General features: G+C 69.7%; 18 protein-coding genes. 6 read left to right on the top strand and 12 right to left on the bottom strand.

The features are described from left to right. Positions 1-17 precede the first annotated feature (17 nt). Together ACVTJA_RS36955 and ACVTJA_RS36960 are read right to left on the bottom strand one after the other, a co-directional pair. Complete coding sequence (locus ACVTJA_RS36955) at positions 18-605, bottom strand: hypothetical protein (RefSeq protein ID WP_465827108.1); 588 nt, start codon at positions 603-605, stop codon at positions 18-20. A gap of 89 nt (positions 606-694) precedes the next feature. Then, the gene (locus tag ACVTJA_RS36960) at positions 695-1,531 is read right to left on the bottom strand and encodes a hypothetical protein (RefSeq protein ID WP_465827110.1); all 837 of its coding nucleotides are present in this window, start codon (positions 1,529-1,531) and stop codon (positions 695-697) included. A 242-nt stretch (positions 1,532-1,773) separates the two neighbouring features. On the opposite strand from ACVTJA_RS36960, the gene ACVTJA_RS36965 reads away from it, so the two are divergent. Then, positions 1,774-2,901, top strand: coding sequence for a hypothetical protein (locus ACVTJA_RS36965; protein WP_465827113.1), 1,128 nt, complete (start codon positions 1,774-1,776; stop codon positions 2,899-2,901). 53 nt (positions 2,902-2,954) lie between these two features. Here ACVTJA_RS36965 and ACVTJA_RS36970 read toward each other — a convergent pair whose 3' ends face one another. From ACVTJA_RS36970 to ACVTJA_RS36980, 3 genes are all read right to left on the bottom strand, one after another. After that, complete coding sequence (locus ACVTJA_RS36970; protein WP_465827117.1) at positions 2,955-3,716, bottom strand: MerR family transcriptional regulator; 762 nt, start codon at positions 3,714-3,716, stop codon at positions 2,955-2,957. Between the two features lie 209 nt (positions 3,717-3,925). Next, positions 3,926-4,180 carry a hypothetical protein gene (locus tag ACVTJA_RS36975; RefSeq protein ID WP_465827119.1) on the bottom strand — a complete coding sequence of 85 codons (255 nt, stop codon included), beginning with the start codon at positions 4,178-4,180 and terminating at the stop codon, positions 3,926-3,928. Between the two features lie 173 nt (positions 4,181-4,353). Further along, positions 4,354-7,188, bottom strand: coding sequence for a fused MFS/spermidine synthase (locus tag ACVTJA_RS36980; protein ID WP_465827121.1), 2,835 nt, complete (start codon positions 7,186-7,188; stop codon positions 4,354-4,356). A 77-nt stretch (positions 7,189-7,265) separates the two neighbouring features. Between ACVTJA_RS36980 and ACVTJA_RS36985 the strand changes: the two genes are divergently transcribed. The 3 genes from ACVTJA_RS36985 to mrpC all read left to right on the top strand — a co-directional run bounded on the left by ACVTJA_RS36985 (position 7,266) and on the right by mrpC (position 10,712). Continuing rightward, positions 7,266-8,240 (top strand): sensor histidine kinase, encoded by a 975-nt coding sequence (locus ACVTJA_RS36985; RefSeq protein WP_465827123.1) that lies wholly within the window; start codon positions 7,266-7,268, stop codon positions 8,238-8,240. A 9-nt stretch (positions 8,241-8,249) separates the two neighbouring features. Further along, on the top strand, positions 8,250-9,701 hold the full coding sequence (locus ACVTJA_RS36990) for a sigma-54-dependent transcriptional regulator (protein ID WP_465827125.1): 1,452 nt from the start codon (positions 8,250-8,252) through the stop codon (positions 9,699-9,701). Positions 9,702-9,965: 264 nt separating this feature from the next. Then, complete coding sequence (gene mrpC, locus ACVTJA_RS36995) at positions 9,966-10,712, top strand: Crp/Fnr family transcriptional regulator MrpC (protein WP_163999786.1); 747 nt, start codon at positions 9,966-9,968, stop codon at positions 10,710-10,712. A gap of 278 nt (positions 10,713-10,990) precedes the next feature. Here mrpC and ACVTJA_RS37000 read toward each other — a convergent pair whose 3' ends face one another. Both ACVTJA_RS37000 and ACVTJA_RS37005 read right to left on the bottom strand, forming a co-directional pair. Further along, on the bottom strand, positions 10,991-12,565 hold the full coding sequence (locus ACVTJA_RS37000; RefSeq protein WP_465827128.1) for an aromatic amino acid hydroxylase: 1,575 nt from the start codon (positions 12,563-12,565) through the stop codon (positions 10,991-10,993). Positions 12,566-12,657: 92 nt separating this feature from the next. Further along, the gene (locus tag ACVTJA_RS37005) at positions 12,658-13,578 is read right to left on the bottom strand and encodes a LysR family transcriptional regulator (RefSeq protein WP_465827131.1); all 921 of its coding nucleotides are present in this window, start codon (positions 13,576-13,578) and stop codon (positions 12,658-12,660) included. A gap of 276 nt (positions 13,579-13,854) precedes the next feature. On the opposite strand from ACVTJA_RS37005, the gene ACVTJA_RS37010 reads away from it, so the two are divergent. Beyond that, complete coding sequence (locus ACVTJA_RS37010; RefSeq protein ID WP_465827132.1) at positions 13,855-15,753, top strand: sulfatase-like hydrolase/transferase; 1,899 nt, start codon at positions 13,855-13,857, stop codon at positions 15,751-15,753. A 10-nt stretch (positions 15,754-15,763) separates the two neighbouring features. On the opposite strand, the gene ACVTJA_RS37015 is transcribed toward ACVTJA_RS37010, so the two are convergent. The 5 genes from ACVTJA_RS37015 to amaB all read right to left on the bottom strand — a co-directional run bounded on the left by ACVTJA_RS37015 (position 15,764) and on the right by amaB (position 20,697). Continuing rightward, on the bottom strand, positions 15,764-16,357 hold the full coding sequence (locus ACVTJA_RS37015) for a hypothetical protein (protein ID WP_465827133.1): 594 nt from the start codon (positions 16,355-16,357) through the stop codon (positions 15,764-15,766). Beyond that, positions 16,357-17,130 (bottom strand): metallophosphoesterase family protein, encoded by a 774-nt coding sequence (locus ACVTJA_RS37020; RefSeq protein WP_465827135.1) that lies wholly within the window; start codon positions 17,128-17,130, stop codon positions 16,357-16,359. The genes ACVTJA_RS37015 and ACVTJA_RS37020 overlap by 1 nt, the downstream gene beginning before the upstream one ends. Before the next feature lie 143 nt (positions 17,131-17,273). After that, a complete protein-coding gene (locus tag ACVTJA_RS37025) occupies positions 17,274-18,368 on the bottom strand; it encodes a vWA domain-containing protein (protein WP_465827138.1) in 1,095 nt (364 codons plus the stop codon). A 138-nt stretch (positions 18,369-18,506) separates the two neighbouring features. Further along, complete coding sequence (locus ACVTJA_RS37030) at positions 18,507-18,890, bottom strand: hypothetical protein (protein ID WP_465827141.1); 384 nt, start codon at positions 18,888-18,890, stop codon at positions 18,507-18,509. 274 nt (positions 18,891-19,164) lie between these two features. Continuing rightward, a complete protein-coding gene (amaB, locus tag ACVTJA_RS37035; protein ID WP_465827144.1) occupies positions 19,165-20,697 on the bottom strand; it encodes an L-piperidine-6-carboxylate dehydrogenase in 1,533 nt (510 codons plus the stop codon). A gap of 241 nt (positions 20,698-20,938) precedes the next feature. On the opposite strand from amaB, the gene ACVTJA_RS37040 reads away from it, so the two are divergent. Continuing rightward, positions 20,939-23,296, top strand: coding sequence for a hypothetical protein (locus ACVTJA_RS37040; protein ID WP_465827147.1), 2,358 nt, complete (start codon positions 20,939-20,941; stop codon positions 23,294-23,296). Positions 23,297-23,319: the final 23 nt, after the last annotated feature.

Below are 23,319 nucleotides of genomic sequence, written 5' to 3' on the forward strand. Positions count from 1 at the left end.
GTCTTAGCACGGAGGACCTAGAAGGTAACGGGCACCGGCAGCGAGGTGAGCACCACCTGGGAGCGCGTGGTGTCCACGTGGCCGTCCTTGCCGACCTGCAGGGTGAGCTCCTGGAGGACGTCGTCCTCGAGCACGAGCGCCACCGCCTGGAAGCCGTCGGCACCCGGAGTGACGCGTACGGGCTTCAGCCGGGCGCTGGCCTCGGCCTTCTTCGTGGCCAGCTCGGGCGCGGTGTCCACATCGCCCCGCCAGGGCATGTCCGCGGGCTTCTCCACCACGCGCCGCCCGGTGCCACCGGTGTTGTTGATGAAGAAGCGCACGTACTCCGGCACCTGCGAGGCCTCGAGCGAGAGCGACTCCTTCTCGTTGACCTTGTAGATGTCCTCTTCCGTGCCGCCGAGCACGACCACCTGCTTGCCATCATCCACGTAGCGGAACTGGATGGGACGGTGCGGCAGCATCACGTCGGCGGTGAGCAGGTGGAAGCGGCCGTAGAAGCTCAGGGGCTGCGTGGTGAACGTGGTCGGCTGCCGGGACATGGTGTCGGCGTGCACCGGGTCGACCTGGGCAATGCGCAGCAGCGTCTCGGTCTTGGCAATCACCATCTCATCCTCACGAGGCCCACTCCCCGCTGGGGCGTGGGCGCAGTAGAGCATGTTCAGGGCCATCAGGCCCGCGGTGAATGCCCGCCGTCTCACTTCTTCGGGTGGGCCTTGTCCCAGGCCTGGCCGTAGTAGTCCGGGTACTTGACGCCCGTGGTGCTGGTCGTCACCTCGCCATCCTTGAAGCCCTTGAGGACGCGCTCGTAGCCGGCCTTCTCGCCAATCTTCTTCAGTTCGGCCTCGGTGGCCTTGGGGTTGGCCTTCTTCGCGTCGTCCACGGCCTTCTTGTAGGCGGCGTTGTACTGGGACTCCAGCGGGTACGTGGCGGAGATGGACTTGCCCTTGGCGACCAGCTCGTTCTTCGCCTTGATGCTGTCGACGGTGCCGCGCACCTCCTCGTCGAGCATCTTCTTCACGTAGTCCGCGCGCGTGTCCTTGACGATGTCCGCCTTGGGCCCGTCGATGCTGGCCTTGGCGTGGTTGATTTCGTGGACCAGCGAGAGCGCGTTGCGCTCCATCGGGCGGGAGCGGTCGATGACAATCTTGTTCCCGTCCCAGTACGAGCCGCCGCCGTTGGCGAACTCGACCTTGATCTTCTTGTCCTCCAGGTACTTCACCGCGGCGGCGCCGGTGGGCGAGTCCGCGAGGAGGGTCTTGATGTCCTGGAGGCGCTTGGCGTCCTGGGCGGCCTGCGTCGCCGCGGCGCCGGCGGCGGCACCGGCCTTGCCGGCATCACCGGGGGCCGGCTCACGGGTGCCGAGCTTGCGGTAGTCCGCCTTGGGCTTGTCGAAGGCGCTGGTGGAAGGCGTGCCCGTCCTGGCCGGGGTGTTGGTGGTGCGGGACTGGGCCGGCCGCTCCTCGACGTCCGGCGAGCGGACTGTCGGGGGAGCCGTGGTGCCGCGACCCCTGCCGATACCGTTGATGGACATGACTTCCCCCTCGAAATGGATGAACCGTTGCGGGGATTATCGCACCCGGGCGGCCGAAGGTTGCGGCATGTCGCACAGGCCTCCCGAGGCCGGGCCAACCGCCTGGAATTCCTGGGGGGACGGCGGCCTGGGGCGGCCGCGCCCCCACGGAACGCGCTATAGTCAGGGACCTCATGATCCCGCAGAGCCCGACCGCCATCGCCGCGCCGCCCCTGTCCGCCTCCAGGGAATCACCGGCCCCCATGCGCCCCGCCGCGCGGCCCGGCACCCTTGCCTTCCGGGGCCTGTGGCTCTTCTCCGCCCGGGCGGATCTGCTGATCATCACCCTGCCCCTGGCGCTCGCGCTGGGCGTGGCCGCCTTCAGCGCCCTGTCCGAGTCCTCGGCCGACAGCGCGCAGCGGCTGGCCGGGTGGACCGCGCAGAACCTGCTGGGCAATGCCACGCACGTGGTGCTCACCTTCCTGCTCTTCGCCGTGCACCGCGACGTGCTGACGTCGGCACCGGGCCAGCCCCGGCAGGTACTCGCGGGCGCGATGGGCATGCTCGCGGTCTGCACGGGCCTCTTCTTCAGCTTCTACGCGGACCGCACCGCGCACATGTACCTGGTGGCCGTCATCTTCAACGTCTTCGGCCTGCACCACACGCTGTCCCAGCACCGGGGCATCTGGTCGCTGCACGGGCTGCGCGAAGGTGACGCCGGACTGCCGCCGCCCTCCTCGCGCGAGCGCGAGTTGCAGAAGCGCTACGTGCCGCTGATGCTGACGCTGCTGTTGGTGCGCATCTTCTTCGTAGCCGACGCCCCGGGCCCTGACGCCACCGCCTGGCTCGACGTGGGCCAGGGCGCGGTGCTCCCGCGCGAGACGCTGGGTCTGCTGCTGGCGGTGTGGATGGGCTACTTCGTGCTGCTCTTCCGGTCCGTGCTGAGCGCGGGCCCGCGGAGCGGACCGAAGGTGCTCTACCTGCTGGCCATGGCCACGGCGACGGGGCTCGCGCTGGTGGCGCCCGCGTGGGGCTTCGTCATGCTGCCCGGCATGCACGGCCTGGAGTACTACGTGCTCACCGCGCGCATGCTGGAGCCGCGCCCGGGTGACACCTCCCGCGTCTCCCGTGCGCTCATCGTCCCGGTGATGGTGGCGAGCATGCTCCCCCTGCTCGCCCTCGGCGTGGTGCACGGCGTGCTCCAGGAGGGCGGCCTGTTCGGCGTGTCCGTCCAGCAGGCGGACCTCGTGCGCGCCCATCCGGTGATGCGGGCGCTGACGTCGCTGAGCTTCGCGGTGGTGCTCGCGCACTACTTCGCGGACGCGCTCATCTACCGCTTCCGGATTCCCTCCATCCGCGCCGTCATGCTGCGCCGCATGGGGTTCCGGTAGACGGCAGGCGGCCCGCCGCGGCGACACGCGCCTGACGCCGCGACGGGCCCGGCCTACGCTCCGTGCCGTTCCGCGTTGGCGATGATGGCGTCGCGGGTGAAACGCGCGAGCCCCGGCCGTGCACGGTCGATGTTCTCCGTGAAGCGGTGGTCGCTCACGTACATCTCGCCCAGCCCGCGGTGCATGGCGTACGAGCACGGGTAGAACCACTTCGAGATGTGCTGCCGCCACGCCTCGACCAGGTCCATGGCCGCCACGTCCGTGGGCGCGCGGCCCGCGCCGAGCAGCTCCGCCAGCGCCTTCTGGAGGCCGTCCATCTCATCCTTGATGACCTTCCAGTCCTGCTTCGTGTAGCGCTTCGTCCTGCGCGCGGATTCCGCGTAGGCCTCCGTGTCGCCCCAGCGCTCCTTCACCTCGGCCTCGTGCTTCGCCGGGTCGAAGTCGCCGAACGCCTCGAACATCTTCTCCTGGTCCATGTGCCTTCCCTTCTCCAGCGCATCGAGCGCCGCGTCCACGGCGCTCAAGAGTGCGTCCAGCCGTGCGGACCGCTCCGACAGCAACTGCCGTTGCATCAGCAGGGCCGAACGCAGGTCGAAGGAGGGCTCTCCCAGGATGCGGCGAATCTCCTCGAGCGGGAACTCCAGCTCCCGGAAGAAGAGCACCTGCTGCAACCGCTGCAGGTCCGCCTGGGTGTACAGCCGATAACCGGCCTCGCTGCGCTCCGAAGGGCTCAGCAGGCCAATCTCGTCATAGTGGTGCAACGCGCGGACGCTGACCTTCGCCAGACGCGCCACCTGACTCACTGTAAGGGCCATATCCCTCCACCTCGGAACACAGGTGTAGGGTCTCACGTCGCGTGAGGGTCAAGCCCTCATGGAAGGAAAGACAGACAGCGCGGGCGGGGCGGCCTCCTGCACGGCTCCTCGGGGCTCGAGGAGGGGGACGGCGCCCACGACACCCGCGCACCGGAAGGAGCCTCCATCCAGGGGACGGGCGGTTCCATCCGGAGCGGGCACGGCGCGGCTCAGTAGGTGTTGTTCTGGCCGAACGACTTCATCGTCTTCTTCTTCAGCTTGTCGTCGGCAATCTGGCCGTCGTTGGCCACGTTGTCCTCACCGGCCAGGGCCGCCGCGGAGGCGCCGAACAGCTTGCGGATGTTGTCGCCGAACAGCGTGATGACGCCGATGGCGGCAATCGCGATGAGGGCCACGATGATGATGTACTCAGTCATGCCCTGACCACGGGACTTGCGGAGGTTCTTCTTGGGGAGCGCCTTCATGGGATTCTCCTGGAGGGGACGGCTTGAAAACTCACCCTGGTTTCAGGGTCGCCCGGAACCCTAGGGCAATTTCACTCTCCGCCTCCATCCGTCATCGGGAGGATGGCCCTGAGATCAAGCAATTCCGGGTGTTTACATTAATCTGCTTCACCCGGAGGGGCCTGGGAGGGTGCTCAGGGCGTGGCGGGAGCGGCCACGGCGGCCGGTGAAACACCCGCGCACGCCGGGGCCGGCAACGCCTTGCACAGGGCCGCGAGCGCCCGGGCCAGCTTTGCGTCGTCAGGGTGGGCGGCGGCCGCCTCGCGGCCCAGTGCCACCGCGGCGCTGGCGTCGGGGGCGGGCATCCACACCGTGCGCGTGGCCCAGGTGCGCGCCGTCACCATGTTCAGGTACGCGGTGACCAGCTCCGGCGAGCGCCCGCCCTTCGCCACCTCGGCCTCCAGCAGCGGGGCGGCGGTGGACACATCCCCGTGGGCCAACGCCGCCCGGGCCAGGGCCAGCGACGCGTCCGGGCTGTCCGGAGCCACCGCATGCCACGCCCTCACCACCCCTAGCAGCAGGTCGTCGTCATCCAGCGTCCAGCGGGCCATGTTGCGATACAGGTTCTCCAACTGCCGCGCCGTGGGCGGGTGCTCACGCACGTAGTCGTGCAGGTACAGCCGCGAGCCGCCATCCGGAGCGCGCCGCTCGTCGCCGTAGCGGTCCTGCTCCCCCAGGAAGAAGGCGATGGGCGACGCGTACTCCAGCAGGTTCTGGTCGTCGGTGTTGATGGGGCCCTCTCCCGCGAACTCCCGCTGCCCCTGCTCGCTGTGCACCTGCTTGGACAGCAGGCCGAAGACGTCGTGAATCTCCGCCCGCGCCAGGTCTGCCTTCACCTCGGGGCGGGCCATGCGCTCGGCCAGCTGCCGCGCGTCGAACTGGAAGGGCTTGCGGCTGGCCACGAGGATGAGGTCGTACGGCCCGAGCCACGTGGTGGCGTGCGGGAAGGTGTCCCGCAGCGTGCGCATGACGAGGCGGACGAGCTCGCTCCGGTTCTCGTAGGTGTGAATCCACTGCACCAGCACGCCGTCGTCCGTCAGGTGCCGGTCCACCGTCTGGAAGAAGTCCCGCGTGAAGAGGCCCGAGACGCCTGACACCCACGGGTTGGAGGGCTCGCTGATGATGAGGTCGTACTTGCGCGGCGCCAGCGCCATGAACGTCTTGGCGTCGTCCACGTAGATGTGCGTGCGCGGGTCATTCAGCGCATTGAGGTTGGCGTCCTTGAACAGCCGCGCCGCGTCGATGACGGCGGGAGAAATCTCCACCAGGTCCAACCGCTCCACCGGCTGGGCGAGGACGCTGCCAACGGTGATGGCGGAGCCCGCCCCAATCACCAGGACGTTCTTCGGCTCGCGCGCGTGCAGCAGCGCGCCCAGGTGTCCGGCCAGCACCTGCGTCTCCAGGTCGTTGCCGGTGGACGCATCCACCTTGCCATTGAGCTTCATGACGCGGCGGTGGTCCGGCGTTTCGGCCACCATCACCGTGGCGAAGGTGTCGTCCCGGTAGAAGTCGGGCCGCATGCTGCGCACCGAATCGTCCAGCAGCTTTTCGTAGCTCTCCACGTGCGCATACTCGCGCGGCGAGGCGATGGTGCTCAGCCGCACCGCCCAGCCGCGCATGCCGCCCAGCACCACCAGCGCCAGGCCCGCCGCCGCGGCCACCGGCCAGAGGGCGCGCGCGGGGCTGGGCGGACGTCCCGGCACCGCGTGGAAGGCCAGCGCGGCGGCGGCGAGGTTGGCGACCACGCCCGCCACGAAGTTGCCCTCCATGCCCCACCACGGCATCAGCACCAGCCCGCCCAGCACGGAGCCGGTGACGGTGCCCACCGTGTTCCACAGGTACACGCCGCCGAGCTGCCGGCCCACCTCGGACACCTTCGCCGTGGCCACGCGCGCGGCCGCGGGGAAGGCCGCACCCATGAAGAAGGTGGGCACCAGCAGCACCGCGCAGCAGAAGCCGAAGGTGATGAACTGGAACACGGGCCACGTGTCCAGCGCGCGCGTCAACATCCACCGCGCGGTGCGGAAGTAGTACGGCAGCCGGACGTAGAGCGGCAGCGCCACGCACAGGCTCACCACCAGCGCCACCTGCATGCGCGCGTACAGCCGCAGCGAGTCCACCTTCGCCGCGCGCGTCATCAGCCAGAAGCTGCCCAGGCCGATGCCCAGGATGAACGCGGTGAGGATGAGCGTGAAGGCATACGTGGACGCGCCCAGGACGATGGACAGCAGGCGGATCCACGTCACCTGGTACAGCATGGACGTGAAGCCCGACAGCGCCACGCCCACCAGCGCCGCGCGCACCGCCACGCGGGGGTAGGCCACCTCCGCCGCCCCCTCCACCTCGGGCGCGGCCTGGCCCGGTGCCAGGGACGGAGGATTCCGCCGCGCCAGGGCCAGCGCCGCCAGGGCCAGGAGCACGTTGAGCGCCGCGGCCCCCTTCGCCGAGGCCGACAGGCCCAGCGCGGGCACCAGGCGCGTGCCCGCGATGAAGACGCCCACCGCCGCGCCCAGGCTGTTGACGGCATACAGGCGGGCCAATTCCCGCTGCACGCCCGCCAGCGACGAGGCGAAGTGCCGCACCAGCGCGGGCAGCGTGCCTCCCATCAGCAGCGTGGGCACCACCAGAGACAGCGACGCCACCAGCAGGCGGGGCGCCACCCGCCATCCGTCCGGCACGCCCGGCGCCAGCACCAGCCACAGCGCCCCCAGGGCCTCCAGCACGTACGGGAAGGCCAGGGCATACAGGCCCACGCCCAGCTCCAGCAGCCCGTAGAGGGCGAGGGGGTTCTTCACCCGGTCGGCTGTCCGCCCGAAGACAGAAGCCCCCAGCGCCAGCCCGCCCATGAAGGTGGCGAGCACCACCGCGTGAGCCTGCCCGCTGTTCCCGAGGACGTTCCCGAGGTACTTGGACCAGACGAGCTCGTAGACCAGCGCGGTGGCCCCCGACAGGAAGAGAAGGGATGCCACAAGGTTCTTCGGAAGACGTGCCGTGAGGTGCATGGGGACAGCGAGCAACCTTACTCGCTATGTTTCAGGCCCACCAAATGAACGCCCACCTTCTGCAAGCCGTGTTGCTCGCCTGGTCTCCAAGCCTGCGGGTGACCCGTGTCGAGGGCGATACCGCAACCGTGTTGCGCCGCCCCACCGCGGAGCTGTTGGAGCGTCCGCTCCACGTGGTGCTCGGTGTGTCCGCCGAGCGCGCTCGGGAGCTGGACGCCCGCGCCCGTGAAGACCGCCGCGCCGTGGAGTTCATCTCCGCGCAGCTCGGGAGTGAAGACGCCACGCCCCTGCGCCTCACGCTGGGTCTGGACGCGGGCGAGGCCTGCGCCGGCGTATTGGATTTGGACACCGTGCTGGAGGGCGCTCCTCCGGTGCAGATTTCCCGCCTGTCGTCCTCGCTCAGCCACGAGATTCGCAACCCGCTGTCCTCGGTGAAGATGGCGGTGCAGACGCTGGCCCGGAACACCGGCCTGTCGGACCGGGACAGGCGGCGGCTCACCATCGCCAACCGCGAAATCCGCACCATGGAGCGGATGCTGTGGCTCTTGTCCGAGTACGGCCGGGACACCACGCCCAACCTGGACGCGCACCCGCTGCGCTCGGTGCTGCAGGAGGCCACCGGCATGGTGGCCCCGGAACTGGCGGAGCGCCACATCGAGGTGAGCGTGGACGAGGAGCCGGAGCTGCCGCGCGTGCGCGTGGACCCCAACCGGCTGCGCCCCGTGCTGGCGCAGGTGCTCCTCAACATCGCCATGGGCCAGCCCGAGAACAGCCCCGTCGAGGTGTCGCTGAAGCGCGGCGGAGAAGGCCGGGTGCTGATGGTGCTCAAGGACCCCGCCGCCGCCCTTCCCCCGGAGGAGCGCGGCACCCTCTTCGAGCCCTTCGGCTCACGCCTGGCGAGGGGCGCGGGCCTGTCGCTCGCCGCGCTGCGCCGGGTGATGATGGGCCAGGGCGGAGACGTGGCCGCCGAGGGCAGCGCCGAGCCGGGCATGGTCTTCACCCTGACGTTCGCCACCTGAGACGACGCCATGGAGACCCTTCTCATCGTCGACGACGACGTCTCGCTCCTCGAAACGCTGAAGATGCACTTCGAGGAGATAGAGCAGGACGCCCAGCCGCGCTACCACGTGGTGACGGCCACCAGCGCGGCCGCGGGCCTGCGCGCCGCGCAGGAGAGCATGCCCAGCGTGGTCATCCTCGACATGATGCTCCCGGACCGCACGGGCCTGGAAATCATCGAGGAGATGAAGGGGCTTTGCGGGGACGCGCGCATCATCCTCGTCACCGCGTACCACGACATGGAGACCACCATCCGGGCCATGAAGGCCGGGGCCTTCGACTACATCCACAAGCCCTTCCCGGACCCGGCCGCCCTGGACCTCGTGGTGGAGCGCGCGCTGGAGTACCGCCAGCTCTCGCGCCGCGCGGATGAGGTCAACCGCGAGAATGCCGCCGCGCGCCTCGGCGACATCGTCGGCACCAGCCCGCTGATGCAGCAGCTGGTGAAGGAGATTGGCAAGGTGACGGGCAGCCACGCCACCGTGCTGATTACCGGCGAGAGCGGCACCGGCAAGGAGCTCATCGCCCGCGTCATCCACAACTACTCCTACGACGAGCCCCGCCCCTTCATCGGCATCAACTGCTCCGCCATCGTCGACACGCTGCTGGAGAGCGAGCTGTTCGGCCACGAGAAGGGCGCCTTCACCGGCGCCACCGCCGGCAAGCCCGGCAAGTTCGAGCTGGCCGAGGACGGCACCGTCTTCCTCGACGAGATTGGCGACATGTCGCTGATGCTCCAGGCCAAGCTCCTGCGCGTCCTCCAGGAGCGCGAGTTCGAGCGCGTGGGCGGTGTGAAGCGAATCAAACTGCGCGCACGCGTCATCGCCGCCACCCACCGCCACCTCGTCGAGGAGGTGACCCAGGGGCGCTTCCGCGAGGACCTCTACCAGCGCCTCAAGGTGATTACGCTCCAGATTCCCCCGCTGCGCGAGCGGCGCGAGGACATCCCCCCGCTGGTGAAGCACCTGCTCGAGCGCATCAACGAGAAGGTCCACAAGCGCGTCACCCGCGTGCCCGTGGAGGTGATGGAGCGGCTCACCCGCCTGCCCTGGCGCGGCAACGTGCGCGAATTGGAGAACGTCCTCACGCGCGCCGTGGTGCTCGCCCCCGGCGACGTGCTGCGCGGGGATGATTTGCCCGCGCTGGAGGCCACCCCGGCCCAGGAGGCCGGCCGCCCCGCCGCCACGGGCGCCCTGTTCGCCGCCCCCGCGGTGGACGACGCGAGCCTCATCCCCACCCTGGAAGAGGCCGAGCGCGTGCTCATCGCCCGTGCGATGGCCGTCACCAAGGGGCACAAGGGTCGCACCTGCCAGATTCTTGGAATCAGCCGCCCCACCCTGGAGCGCAAGCTCCAGAAGTACGGTTTGGCACAGGGGCAGGGCCCTCAAGTGCACACCTTCCCCGTGAAGGACGCCTCCTGAACACTGTCGCGGGCGCGACATTGGGGCGCCCGGATTGAACGTTCCGTTCAACTTGATCAGACTGTTTGAACGTTCTGTTTCAGGTTTTGGACACAGAAAGCCGGGTGGTCCTGTCCTGTAGCGCTAAGTACCCGGCATTACTCAAGGTGTTCTCCCGGAAGCACTTCATTCCCGGTTGGCACGTAACTTGGAAAAGGAAACTCCCGTTCGCCGCTGAAGCAGGCGGCCGGTCTTCCCCTTCCTTTCTTCCACGGAGTGAATGCCATGCACGGTTTCAACCGCCCCCTCGGCCCCATCGGTTCCAACGTCGTGGCGCCGCTGCAGACGACCTCCTCCGGGATGATGGTCACCGCCAACAAGCTCATCCCCGGGCAGGAGGCCATCGACTTCAAGGGGTACTTCAAGGTCGAGTCCTTCCCGCACAACTCGACCATCTACCGCCCCGGCGACAACACGGACCGCGTCTATCTGCTGAAGTCCGGCCGCGTGCGCCTGATGCGCATTGGCAAGAACAGCACCCGCTCCGTGGTGTCCATCCTCCGCCCGGGCGACCTCTTCGGCGAGCTGTTCCGTCCCGAGGGCACGCCCATCGAGGAGATGGCGGTGGCCGCCGGTGAGGCCGAGGTCTGGAGCATCGAGGGCCGCGACTTCCGCGCGCAGCTCGAGGCCCGTCCGGCCCTGGCGGTGGACGTGGTGCGCGCCTACGCCGAGCGCGTCCGCTCGCTGCGCAAGCGCGTGCTGGGCCTGACGTTCAAGGAGGTTCCGGCCCGTCTGGCGGACACCCTGCTCACCCTGGTCGAGGCGCACGGCGAGCGCTGCCCGCACGGCGGTGAGACGGACCTGCGCGGGATTACGCAGCAGGACCTCGCGGACCTGGTCGGCGCCTCGCGCTCCTTCGTGTCCACGCTCATCAACGAGATGAAGCGCGAGGGCGTGCTCGGCAACGTCGGCCGCATCCTCTGCGTGCGCGACCAGAAGGCGCTGCGCAAGATTGCCTCCAAGGAGAAGTGAGGCATTGCTCCCGTTCGGGAGCTGACTGACGTCCACCCCGGGCCTGTCCGTGCGTCCTCCGCGCGGATGGGCCCGTGGCGTTTCCGGTGGGCGACGTTTCGCGCGCGGATTGCACGAAACGTGGAGGCCGTCCGCTCGCGCGGAGCAGCGACCTTCGGCCGCAATGGCCGAAGCAGGGGTGCGGCCCTCGACGCTTCGTGCATCGCACGAAACGTCGACGCCCTCCGCTCGTGAGGAGCAGAGGGCGCTGGGTGATTCCAAGGAACTGCTCGGCGGGCTCAGGCGCGAGGCGCGCGCAGCTCCTCCACCTCGGTGCGCAGCAGCCAGTCGTCCGGGAAGTCCGTGGCGGCGGCGGCAATCTGCGCGAGCCGATCGGGCTTCACGGTGCGCGACTCACGCATCTGCCGCACCTCGCGGTAGAGCGCGGCCAGCGACGGGTGCAGGGCCATGGCCTTGCGCGAGCGCGCCTTCGACTCGCCGTCGCCCTCGGAGAAGGCGCTCAGCTCGCCGAACCACTGGTCCCACGCCTCCGGGTCCGCCGGCCCGCCCGCCACCGAGGGCAGGTGCGTGCTGACGAAGAGCTTCGCCACCGCGGGCACATCCAGCTCGCGCCCGGCCAGCCGGCCCCGCAGCGCCAGCACCTCGCCATTGCCGGAGGCGAACCCCTCCAGCTCCAGCCCGCTCTCCATCACCCGCTTGAACGGGCCGCGCTCCGGGAGCGTGCCCGCGCCAAATGCCACCAGCGCCGGGCCGTTCCACGGCTTGCCCTCCAGCGCCTTCCCGCCGCGCGACGCCATCACCGGGCCGTCCAGCCGCACCAGCGCCGTGCCGAGCCCCGGCGCCACCTGCTTCGGCGCGGCCATCATCTCCAACACCCGGCCCGTCACCTCGCGCCCGTCCGCCAGCACCAGGTGGTTCACGGTGCCGCAGCGCAGCGCCTCCGCCAGCCCGAAGTCCCCGCCGCGCTTCCACGCCAGCGAGGCCTCGAACTCCTTCAGCACCTCGAAGAGGTGCTCGAAGTCGCGCGCCACGAAGAGCTGCGGCTGCATGCGCGTGATGTCGTAATCCGTGTCCGCGCATGCCACGGTCAACGGCAGCTTCTTCACCGCCGAGGTGAGGCAGTGCTGCGCCTCGCCGATGCTCGACAGCAGGCCTGCGCCGAAGATGCGCGGGTTCTCCAGGGCACCGATGAGGCCGTACTCCGCCGTCCACCAGTACAGGCGGCTGGCCCGCGTGCTCTCGCTGACGAAGCGGCGGCTCGCGCTCGCGGCCTCGAGCCGCGCCTGCGCGTGGGCCACCTCGTCCTCGCTCGCGTCCGGGTCCTCCTTCACGACGGACAGGTTGCGGATGGCCTCGAAGACGGCCTGGTCCTCCGCGCTGGCAATGGCCTTGAAGCCCACCATCCCGCACGCCTTGAGGTACTCCGCGTAGCGGCGGCTGGCGATGATGGGCGCGTGGCCCGCGCTCTCGTGGACGATGTCCGGCGCCGGCGTGTACTCGATGTGCTCGTGCGTGCGGATGTCCGCGGCGATGGCCAGCACGCCCAGCGCCTGCAACTCCGTGAAGACGGAGGGAGGAATGAAGCCGCGCACGCCCACGCACGCCCAGCCCAGCCGGGACAGCTTCTCGTTCATCTCGTCGAGGCTGGGGATGGACTCCGTGCCGATACCCGTCGCCTCCAGGCCTTCCAGGTAGACGGGATGCGCCTTGTCCGCGAGGTGGCCGCGCAGCTTGCCCAGGATGTTGCGCCATACGGCCTGATCCCGAGCGGTGTACGCCGCATAATCCTGGCCCACCACGTAGCGACGCAGGTGGGCGGGGAGGCGGGCAATCGTCCGTTCCGTGGGGGTCATCCGTATCCACTCCTGGAAGAATCTTCTACTGCGATAATATACCCCTTCTTCTTCGAAACGGAAATCCGGCAGAATTCGACGGCTTCGTCGTTTTAACGACGGCCGGGATGCACATGACGCACCCCGTCGAGGAGGGTGCGGGCCCCCGGGCTGAGGGCGCCGGAGGGCCAGAGGGCCACCACTTCCACGGCTTGCGGCTCCTCTTCGCGCAGGGGCCAGGCGCGGATGTCGGGTGGAAACGGGTGCATCAGCCGCAGGTCCGGGGCAATGGCGCAGGCCTTGAAGGCCCGGAGCAGCTCGTAGATGAGGAGGAAGCTCTCCGCGCGGGCCACCTCCACCACCGTCACTCCATGGGTGGCGAAGCGCGCGCTGTTGGCGCCTCCGTACGGGTCATCCCGCAGCCAGTCCACGAAGGGCTGTCCCTCGAGCTCCTTCACGTGCAGCGTCCGTCGGGAGGCGGCCTCGCGGACGAGCGCGTTGTCGGGCCCGGCCAGCACCACGAAAGGCATGCGCAGCAGGGACTCGGACTCCACACCCTCGTGGGGCGGCAGCGGCGTGAAGTCCAGCGCGAGGTCGAGCTGCCGCGTCTGGACCTGGCGGGTCAGCTCGTGCGGGCCGCCGAAGCTGAGCACCAGCTTGAGGCCGTGGGAGGCGGCCTCGCGCGCCACATCCCCCAAGAGGGACAAGGACAGCGTCGGGTTGAGGCCCAGGCGCACCACGGGCTCGGCGCTGGCCAGGTCCTGCAGCCGCTTCATGTCGAGCTGGTGCAGCGGCGTCTGCGTGCCCGCGAAGAGGCGCTCGCCCCGGGCGGTGAGCTGGAGGCGGCGGCCCGGGCCGCGCTCCAGCAGGGGCGCTCCCTCGGCGAGGGCCACCTCCAGCGCGCGGATGTGCTCGCTCACCACGGAGCGGGCCACGCCCAGGTGCTCGGCGGCGGCCTCGATGCTGCCGGCCTCGACGGCGGCGGCGAAGGACTCCAACCAGACGAGGTGCCGGACGAGCTTGCGTGGGGGCATGCGGCCATCCTCTCACCGGCCCCTCTGCCCGACACGGGCTTCCAGCTCGCGTCGCACCGGGCGAACCGCCGCCACGAGGCATCGGTCCCGATGGGCTCGGCCTCCCTCGTTGCCGATGCCGCGCCGGGCCGCACCGCCGCGAGCCGGAGCGAGCGGTGGGGCCCTGACGGCAGGCGATGGAGGCTACAAGGCCGCCTCACGCCTCCCGGGTGGAGGAGCGGCCGGGCGTCCGTCACTTCTTGAACATCCGCCTGTGGCGGGCTAGCAGGAAGCGCGATGTCACAACCGCCTCACGCCCCTCCCGCCGCGGCAGGGCTCCGCCGCCGGCTGGACGAGGCCCGGCCGCTCCTGGGTTCCGCACTCGTGTGGTGCGTGTTGCACGGGTTGCTCTCGCTCGTGCTCTTCGGCGGCTCGCTCCTGTCCGCCGCCGAGCCCATCGCCCCGGCCGTGCGCCCCCTGGTGCTCGCGGGCGGTGTCGTCCAGGCCCTGTTCCTCGGGCTGCTCATCTTCACGGCGGGGCTGCCGCTGGTGCTGCTCGGCCGTCACTACGCGCCGGCCGCGGCGGTGGTGACCGCGCTGGCGGTGGCGTTGCTCGGGGTGGACTCGCTCGTCCTGTCGTCCCTGGGCTTCCACATCAACGGGCTCGTGCTGGCGGTGGCGCTGCAGCCGCGCGCCCTCTCCGAGACGGGGCTCTCCCACACCGAGGTCCTCCTCTTCGCGCTGGCCGTGGTGGCGGTGCTGGGCGTCGACGTGTGGGCGGGGGTCCGCTTCATGCGGCGGCTCCACGGCCCGCGCCGCGTCCCGCGCCTCGTGCTCGCCCTGCTGCTGCTCTGCGCCGGCGAGCGGCTGCTGAGCGCGTACCTCATCTTCTCGCACGGCGGCGCCGTCCAGCACGCCGCCACCACCCTGCCCCTCCAGGCGCCGGTGCGGATGAACACGCTGCTGACGCGCTTCACCGGCGCGCCTCCCGCCGCGGGCCTGCGCCTCGGCGTGAGCCCCGAGGCTGGCCTCCCCGCGGGGAGCATCGACCCCGCCTCCGTGCGCTTCACGCGTCGGCCCGACATCGTCATCATCCTGGTGGAGAGCCTGCGCGACGACTTCTTCCGCCAGGACGTGATGCCGAACCTGTGGCGCCGCGCCGCGCACGGCACGCGCTTCCTGCTCCACCACAGCGGGGCGAGCTCCACGGACTACTCCCTCTTCAGCCTCTTCTTCGGGCTGGAGGCCCAGCGTCGCGACGCGGTGGTGGGCGCCGGGCGGGCGCCGCTCCTCTTCCCCGCACTGCGCCAGAATGGCTACCACCAGGCCTTCTTCGCCGCGTCCTCGGTGGACTGGATGGGCCTGAAGGACACCGTCTTCCGCGACGTGCAGGGCGGGCTCCGCACCGACTACGAAGGCAGCAGCCACCTGCGCGACGAGGCCATGGTGAAGGACGCGCTCTCCGTGGTGGAGACGGCGCCCCTCGACACGCCGCTCTTCCTCTTCCTGTTCTTCGCGGGCACGCACTTCGACTACGACTACCCGCCCCGCTCCGAAATCTTCAGCCCCGCCTGGGATGGCAGCGGCGGCCTCGCCACCACGCGCGTCCCCGCCGAGCAACTCAAGGCCCGCGCCTGGAATGCCGCGTACGAGGTGGACACCAAGGTGGAGGCGCTGCTGTCGCGCATCGAGGCCGCGCGCGGTACGCGTCCGCTCATCCTCTTCACCGGAGACCACGGCGAGGAGTTCCGCGAGCACGGCCGCGTGGGCCACGCCAGCGACGTGACGGAGTCGCAGCTCCACGTGCCCATGGTCATCTTCGACGAGCGCCTGCCCCCGGGCGAGGTGGACTCCGTCACCGGCCACATCGACGTGGTGCCCACCCTGTTCGATTTGCTCGGCGACACGCATGACGCGGCCCAGCTCGGCGACGGCATCCCGATGACCCGGCCGGACGCGTCGCGGTACCTGCTCACCACCATCGGCTGGGAGCCGCGCTACGCGCTCATCGGTCAGAATCTGAAGGTGCGCTTCGGCGCGGGGCTGCCCGGTACCGAAATCACGGACCTGCACGACAACTCGCTGCCCGACGCGCAGGCCCGCTTCGCCGTGGAGGCCCCGCGCATCCTCCGCCGCCTGCGAGGCAGCTCGGAGCAAGCCGAAGCCCCCACCGCCGCGAGCCCCGCCGCGAATTGAGGGCCGGACGTCAAAACCGGAGCTTCGCCCCCAGCGCCAGGGAGAAGAGCCCCGTGCCCACCGTCGAGGGGCCACGGAGGAAGTGGAGCAACCGGTAGTCGGTGGCGACGAGCTCCACGTACCCCTCCAGCAACCGCAGGCCCAGCGCGGGCACCGGCCGCCCCGCGGAGGCGCCCAGCAGCAGCGCGGGCCGCAGCGCCGTCTTGAACCAGTAGTAGCTGTCGGGATAGCGCTCCGGCAGCTTCACGAAGTACGCGTCGCCGAAGGTGTAGCTGAGCATCAGCCCCACCGTAAGCGGCCGCAGCGCCCACCCGCGCCAGTCGAGCCGGAACGGATGCCACTGCCCCTTGAGCGTCAGGGTGAGGAAGTCCTCGCCCGCCACGGCCGGAGGCGCCCAACCCAGCAGCAGCCCCGCGTCCACACCGTCATGGAGGAAGCCCCACCCCGGCCCGGCGGAGAGCAGGCCGATGGAACCCGCGACCTGGAGCGTCGCATGGTCCGGCACGAACCACGGAGCCTCCTCGTCCGGAGCCTCCGCGCGCGCCACCGCCGACGCGAGCACCAGCGCCAGGACGAGCGCTCCGGGTTGCCACCGCGCCGCCATCAGAAGAAGACCTGCTCGACGCGCACCTGGGGGCCATCGGCGATGACTCGCAGGTAGTTGCGGTGCTCCACCGAGTCCGCGACGAAGTACGGCACGCCCCGCCGCACCTCGCTGCCGAACTGATGGATGTGCCCATGGAAGGAGACGGAGACGCCGAGCTCCGCCTGGAGCGCCTCCAGCGGCTCCGTGAGGGCCGCATCGAAGTCACCGTGCCCCGGCGGCACGTGGGAGAAGGTGAAGCGGTGGGCCGGCTCCGGCTCCGCCGAGAGCGCCTCGCGCAGCGCCTGCACATCCGGGATGTCGCCCGGGAAGGCGTACTCGCGCGAGTTGGAGTCGAAGAGGACGAAGCGGCTGCCCGCGTAATCGAACGAGAGGAACGTCGGCCCGAAGGTTCGCCGGTAGAGGTCCGCCCCGGTGCCCAGCACGTCATGGTTGCCAATCACCACGAAGGACGGCGCCGGCACCTCATCGAGGAGCCCGGCCACCCACTCGAACTCCTGCGCGGAGCCGTACTCGGTGAAGTCTCCAACCTGCACCAGGAAGTCCACGTCCCCCCGCTGCTTCACGTCCTCCACGGCGTCCGAGGCGTCGTCCAGGAAGAGCTGGATGTCGCCGAGCACCGCGAAGCGCAGCGGGCCCTCCCCCTCTCCACGCCGCAGCCGCTCGAGCGCCCGGGCATGCCGCTCCGTGTCCCCGCCGCGAAGCTCGTAGGGATGGAGCTCAAAGACGCCGCAGCCCGCGCAGAGCAGCAGCCAGGAAACCCAGAAGCGCACGGATGCGAGCTAGGCGCGCCCCCCTGCACCTTCAACCCGCGGTGGTCATCAGTCGATAAAGCTCGCGGCGGCGCCACCTGCCGCCGTTGGATGCGGGACACCGTCCTCGGGCCGGAGGACGGTGCCCGCGCTCCGTCGCAAGGCTACGCCGCGGCGGCCTTCACGCCGTCCCAGTCCTCCACCTCGTAGAGGAACTTCGAGCCGCCCATCAGCTTGCGGTTGGCCGACGTGCTCTGCACGAAGACGATGTACTTCTCCAGGCTCGCCGGGCGGATGCGCACCGTCTCGCCCTCGGGCAGGCCGAGCAGCTCGCGGGCGCGCGCGCCGCTGTAGAGGTCGCCCGTCTTGCGGTCCATCAGCACCACCTCCTTGTGGCCCTGGATGGTCTCCGTCTTGGTGAACTCGTAGAAGCCGCGGCCCGTCTTGAAGCCCAGGCCGTTCTCCTGCACGAAGTCCTTGATGGGCATGGCGCGGTCCACGTCCAGCACCTGGAACCGGCCCGGCGGCACGGCGCGCAGGTCCGCCTCACCGTACATGGACGGCGTCTTGCGCTTGAGCATCGTGCTGAACATGGCGTTCAGCCCGCGGCTCATGCGGCCTTCCTTCACCACCTCGGCCTCGTAGGCCTGGAGCTGCGTGTCGGACGACTGCTTGTAGCAGACGGCCAGCAGCATGTCGGTGACGTGGGCGAACTGGTCCAGGCTCAGATGGAAGCCGCCCGACTTCTCCGCCAGCTCCTTGTAGAAGGGCGTCGCATGGCGGCGCGCGAGCGCCTGCACGCCGTACACCGGCACGCCCATCCGACCCAGCGCGTCCACTTCCTTGCGCCAGTCCAGCTTCTTCGGGTTCTGGTTGGGCGCGTGCGGGACGTCATCACCAATCAACACGAAGGCGCGCGTGTAGCCCGCCGTCCATGAGAGGGATTGCGCCTCGTGCAGCACCAATTCGTAGCACTCGGGGGCGTCGCCGCCGCCCGTCTGCCCCACCCGCTCCACGAAGCGGACGACGGCGTTCTCGTCGTCCGTCAGGTCCAGCACCTTCGTGACATAGGTGGAGCCCGCGTCGCAGTAGTCCCCGTGCGCGATGATGCCGATGCGGATGCCGGGAATCTCCTTCATCAGCCGGGACACCGTGCCGCGCAGCTTCTTCCGCACCTGCGCGAGGCACGGATACATGCTGCCGGTGGTATCGAAGCTGAAAGCGATTTCGACGCGGTTATCAATGACAGACGCGCTCATGCGTATGGCCCCCTCGTGTGTGCCGACGAGGAGAACCATACGTGTCGGGTCTGACATTCGAGGGCACGGCAGGGCGCGATTGGCGCAGGGCGTCATCCGCGAACGGGCGCCCCGCCACCGAATCGGCCCGCAGGCCCGCTACGCCGCGACCGACTGCGCTCCCACGGGGGGCACCGCCTTGGGGTGCGGCCCGTGGAGCCACTCCCACTGCTCGCCGTTCCAGAACATCTCGTCCCAGCCCAGGCGGGCCGCGGCGTCACGCGCCTTCGCGCCGCGGGCGATGACCGTCCAGCCCACGCGGGACTGCTTGCACTCGCCGCTCTTGAACCTCAGCAGCCGGCGCTGGCCGCGCGCCTCGTCGCGGTCCGCGTCCCAGAGCGCCTGATGGAGCAGCCCGTCACCCTGGTAGTCCACGCCGTTCCGCTGACACCAGGCGAATACGTCCTTCGCCTTCACGAGCGGCGAGCTCTTCGACAGTTCGGTGACGGCTTCCACGAGCAGGGATGCGGTGATGACACGCATGCGGAGGACTCCGAGGGTTTCGCGACGACACCGTCACCCTACCGAGGCCGGGGAGGTCGAAGGGTCATGACGCCTCCCGCGCTTTGTCATGGTTCTGTCATGGAGCCGCCCCGTCTCTCCGCGTCATCGAGGGCAGACAGGCGTCGGCTTCACCGCAGGTACGCACCGAGTTCCTGAATACCCGGATGTATCAGTAATTACTGCGCTCCGACCCGCATCCCTGACGCATGACGCAACGGTTCATGTCATGAAACGGGCCGTGCGCGACGGCGTGTCACACGTCGAACCGGATGCCCTGCGCCAGCGGCAGGGCGTCCGAGTAGTTGAGCGTATTGGTCTGCCGCCGCATATAGGCCTTCCATGCGTCGGAGCCGGACTCACGTCCTCCCCCCGTCTCCTTCTCGCCACCGAAGGCACCGCCAATCTCGGCGCCCGAGGTGCCGATGTTCACGTTGGCGATGCCGCAGTCGGAGCCGGCCGCGGACAGGAACTGCTCGGACACCTTGAGGTCCGTCGTGAAGACGGCCGAGGAGAGCCCCTGCGGCACGCCGTTCTGGATGGCGATGGCCTCCTCCAGCGTCCGGTAGGGCATCACATACAGGATGGGCGCGAAGGTCTCCGTCCGCACCACCTCGTCCGTGGGCGACAGGCCCTTGATGAGGGTGGGCAGCACGAAGTTCCCCGGACCGCCCAGGGCCCTGCCGCCCGTCACCACCGTGCCGCCGGACGCCCGGGCCTTCTCCACCGTGGCCTCGAAGCGCTGCACCGCGGCCCTGTCGATGAGCGGCCCCATCAGCGTGCCCGGCTGCAGCGGGTCGCCAATCCGGGACTCCACCTGCTTGTACGCCGCGGTGAGCCGGGCCACGACGTCGTCGAACAGCGACTCGTGCACGATGAGCCGGCGCGTGGAGGTGCAGCGCTGGCCGGCGGTGCCCACCGCGCCGAAGGCGATGGCCGGAATCGCCAGCTTCAGGTCCGCCGTGCGGTCCACGATGATGGCGTTGTTGCCGCCCAGCTCCAGGAGGCTCCGCCCCAGGCGCTGGGCCACGCGCACGCCCACCTGACGGCCCACGGCGGTGGAGCCGGTGAAGCTCACCAGGGCCACGCGCGGGTCATCCACCAACCGCTGCGCCAGCGCGGTGCCGCCGTCGTTGAGCAGGAAGAATACCTCGGGGAAGCCACCGGCCTTCAGCGCCTCGTTGCAGATGCGCGTGGCCGCGATGGCGGACAGCGGCGTCTTCGGCGACGGCTTCCAGATGGAGATGTTCCCGCAGACGGCGGCGATGAACGCATTCCACGCCCAGACGGCCACCGGGAAGTTGAAGGCGCTGATGACGCCCACCAGGCCCAGCGGATGCCACTGCTCGTACATGCGGTGGCCGGGGCGCTCGGAGTGCATGGACAGCCCGTACAGCATGCGCGACTGGCCCACCGCGAAGTCGGCGATGTCGATCATCTCCTGCACCTCGCCGTCGCCCTCGACCTTGATCTTCCCCATCTCCAGCGAGACGAGCGAGCCGAGCGCGTCCTTGTGACGGCGCAGCGCCTCGCCACACAGGCGGACGGCCTCGCCACGCCGGGGCGCCGGCGTCGAGCGCCAGACGGCGAAGGCCTGCTCCGCCCTCCGCACGAGGCGCTCGTAATCCTCCGCGCTCGCCGAGGACACCCGCGCGAGGCGCTGGCCGTTGCTCGGGTTGAAGACCTCGATGTCGGAATCCGGGGAGCCACCGGACCACTCACCGCTGCCGAGGTAGGTGCCGGGGTTGCGCTCGGCCAGGCCGAGCACGTCGAGGAGGGCGTGGGTCATGGACGGTCTCTCGGAAGGGGGCGGCACGCGAGGTGCCCCGTGAGCGCCCCAGGTAGCACGGGAGCGCGACGTGGCCCAGGGTGACGCGCGGGGCATGAGTGTCCACCACTCAACACTCCCCGGCGCCCCGATGCGCACACCGGCAGTGAACCGGAAATATAAGAAAAGCGGGGATTTCCGACCTGCTCCCTGACACGCATCATCCCCGTCGCCGCAATTCCTTTCACGCGCAGGAGCAACCATGCAACGACTGTTCAAACCAGCCGTGTGTCTCACACTGCTGTGGACGACGCAGGCCCTGGCCATCGATCCGCCCTCGCCCCGCACGGGCGGCTCGCTGACGAGCCAGGCCTTCTTCAAGCCGGAGCTGTCCCTCCCCAGCGGCCACCTGCCCCTCCAGGAGGCCCTGCCCAGCCTGAGCCCTGATCGCGCACGGGCCTGGGACGACTTCTTCACGCGCAACGGCAAGGGGTTCGAAATCTACGTGGACCGCATCACCGGCGCGGCCACCAACATCCAGGGAGCCATCCCCCTCATCCCCGGTGACGGCGTGGGCAACACGCTCACGCTCTCCGGCGTACGCCAGCAGCTCGGGCGCTCCGTCAGCAAGGTGGACCAGGCCGTCGTCGCCGACCTGCTCGTGAAGTTCGTCGAGGCCAACCGCGAGGTCATCGGAGTGGACCTGCTCCAGCTCGGCGAGCCTCGCGTCACGGAGGTGACGGAGCAGCTCTGGCAGGTCTCCATCCCGCAGCAGTTCAAGGGCATCCCCGTCCGCCACGGGCGCCTGGCCGCCACCATCAGCCACGGCAACCTCATCCTCCTGGGCACGGAGAACTGGAGCAACGTCGAAATCGCGCCCCTGCCCCTCGTGTCCGCGGACGGCGCGGTGACGGCGGGCAACGAGCACTTCGGCCTCTACGAGAGCGTCTCCGAGCAGTGGATGGCTCCCACGCTGGAGATTGCGCCGGTTGCCATCAAGGACGCGGGCTTCGGTAGGGGCCAGGGCCACCAGCTCGTCTGGACATATGGCATCCAGATGCCCGGCGAGCAGGAGCACTGGAAGGTGACGGTGGACGCCACCAGCGGCGAGGTGCTCGCGCTGGAGGATGACAACCACTACCTCGACCAGAACATCCGCGGCGGCGTCTACCCGCTCACCAACACCGGCATCTGCACCGGCACCGCGACGTGCGGCACGATGCAGGCCGATACGCCGATGCCGTGGGCCAACACGGGCTTCGCGTCGCCCAACAACTTCACCGACGGCTCGGGCGTCTTCAACTACACCTCCGGCACCACCACCACCACGCTGGCCGGCAAGTACGTGCGCGTCAGCGATGGCTGCGGCGCCATCACCTCCTCCGCCGCGGGCTCCATCAACCTGGGGGGCACCAACAACCAGCATGACTGCACGCTGTCCGCCGGCACCACTCCCGCGGCGCGCAGCTCCTTCTACGAGCTGAACCGCATCGCCGAGGTGGCCCGTGGCTGGCTGCCCACCAACACGTGGCTCCAGAGCCAGCTCACCGCCAACGTCAACATCGTCAGCACCTGCAACGCCTTCTGGAACGGCTCGACGGTCAACTTCTACCGCAGCGGCGGTGGCTGCCGGAACACGGGCGAGATTGCCGCCGTGTTCGACCACGAGTGGGGCCACGGCCTGGATGACAACGACGCGGCGGGCACGCTGTCCAACTCCAGCGAGGCCTACGCGGACATCGCGGCCATCTACCGCCTGCCGGCCTCGTGCGTGGGCTACGGCTTCTTCCAGACGACGAACAACGGCTGCGGCATGACGCCGGACGGCACGGGCTACAACGTGAACGAGGCCCAGACGGGCGCCGCGTGGTGCACCACGAAGTGCTCCGGCGTGCGCGACGCGGACTGGGGCGCCCACGCCAACCAGACGCCCTCCACGCCGCAGAACTTCGTCTGCAGCCGCTGCAGCTCCGGCACCGGCCCCTGCGGCAAGCAGGTCCACTGCGCCGCGTCCCCCGTCCGCCAGGCGGCGTGGGACTTCGTCGCTCGCGACCTGCGCGCCGCGCCCTTCAACTACGACGCCAACACGGCGAACATCATCGGCAACAAGGTCTTCTACCAGGGCAGCGGCAACGTCGGCGCGTGGCACGCCTGCAGCTGCACCGCCGGCACGTCCGACGGCTGCGCCGCCACCCACGGCTACAAGCAGTGGCTGGCCGCGGATGACGACAACGGCAACATCAACGACGGCACGCCGCACATGACGGCCATCTATGCCGCCTTCAACCGCCACAACATCGCCTGTACCACGCCCACGGCGGTGAACAGCGGCTGTGCCACCGGCCCGAAGACCGCGCCCACCCTCACCGTCACGGCGGGCACCGGCCAGGTGTCCCTCAGCTGGGGCTCCGTCGCCAGCGCCAGCCAGTACTGGGTGATGAAGTCCGAGGGCGTCGCCGCGTGCAGCTACGGCAAGGTGCGCGCCGCCACCGTCACCACGACGAGCTACACCGACGGCGAGGTGCTGAGCGGCCGTACGTACTGCTACTCCGTCGTCCCCGCGTCCTCGAACGCCTGCTACGGCCTCGCCAGCACCTGCACCTGCGCGACGGCGCTGTAGCCTCCGGGCACGGAACCGGCGCG

It is taken from the genome of Pyxidicoccus sp. M6, assembly GCF_055568925.1.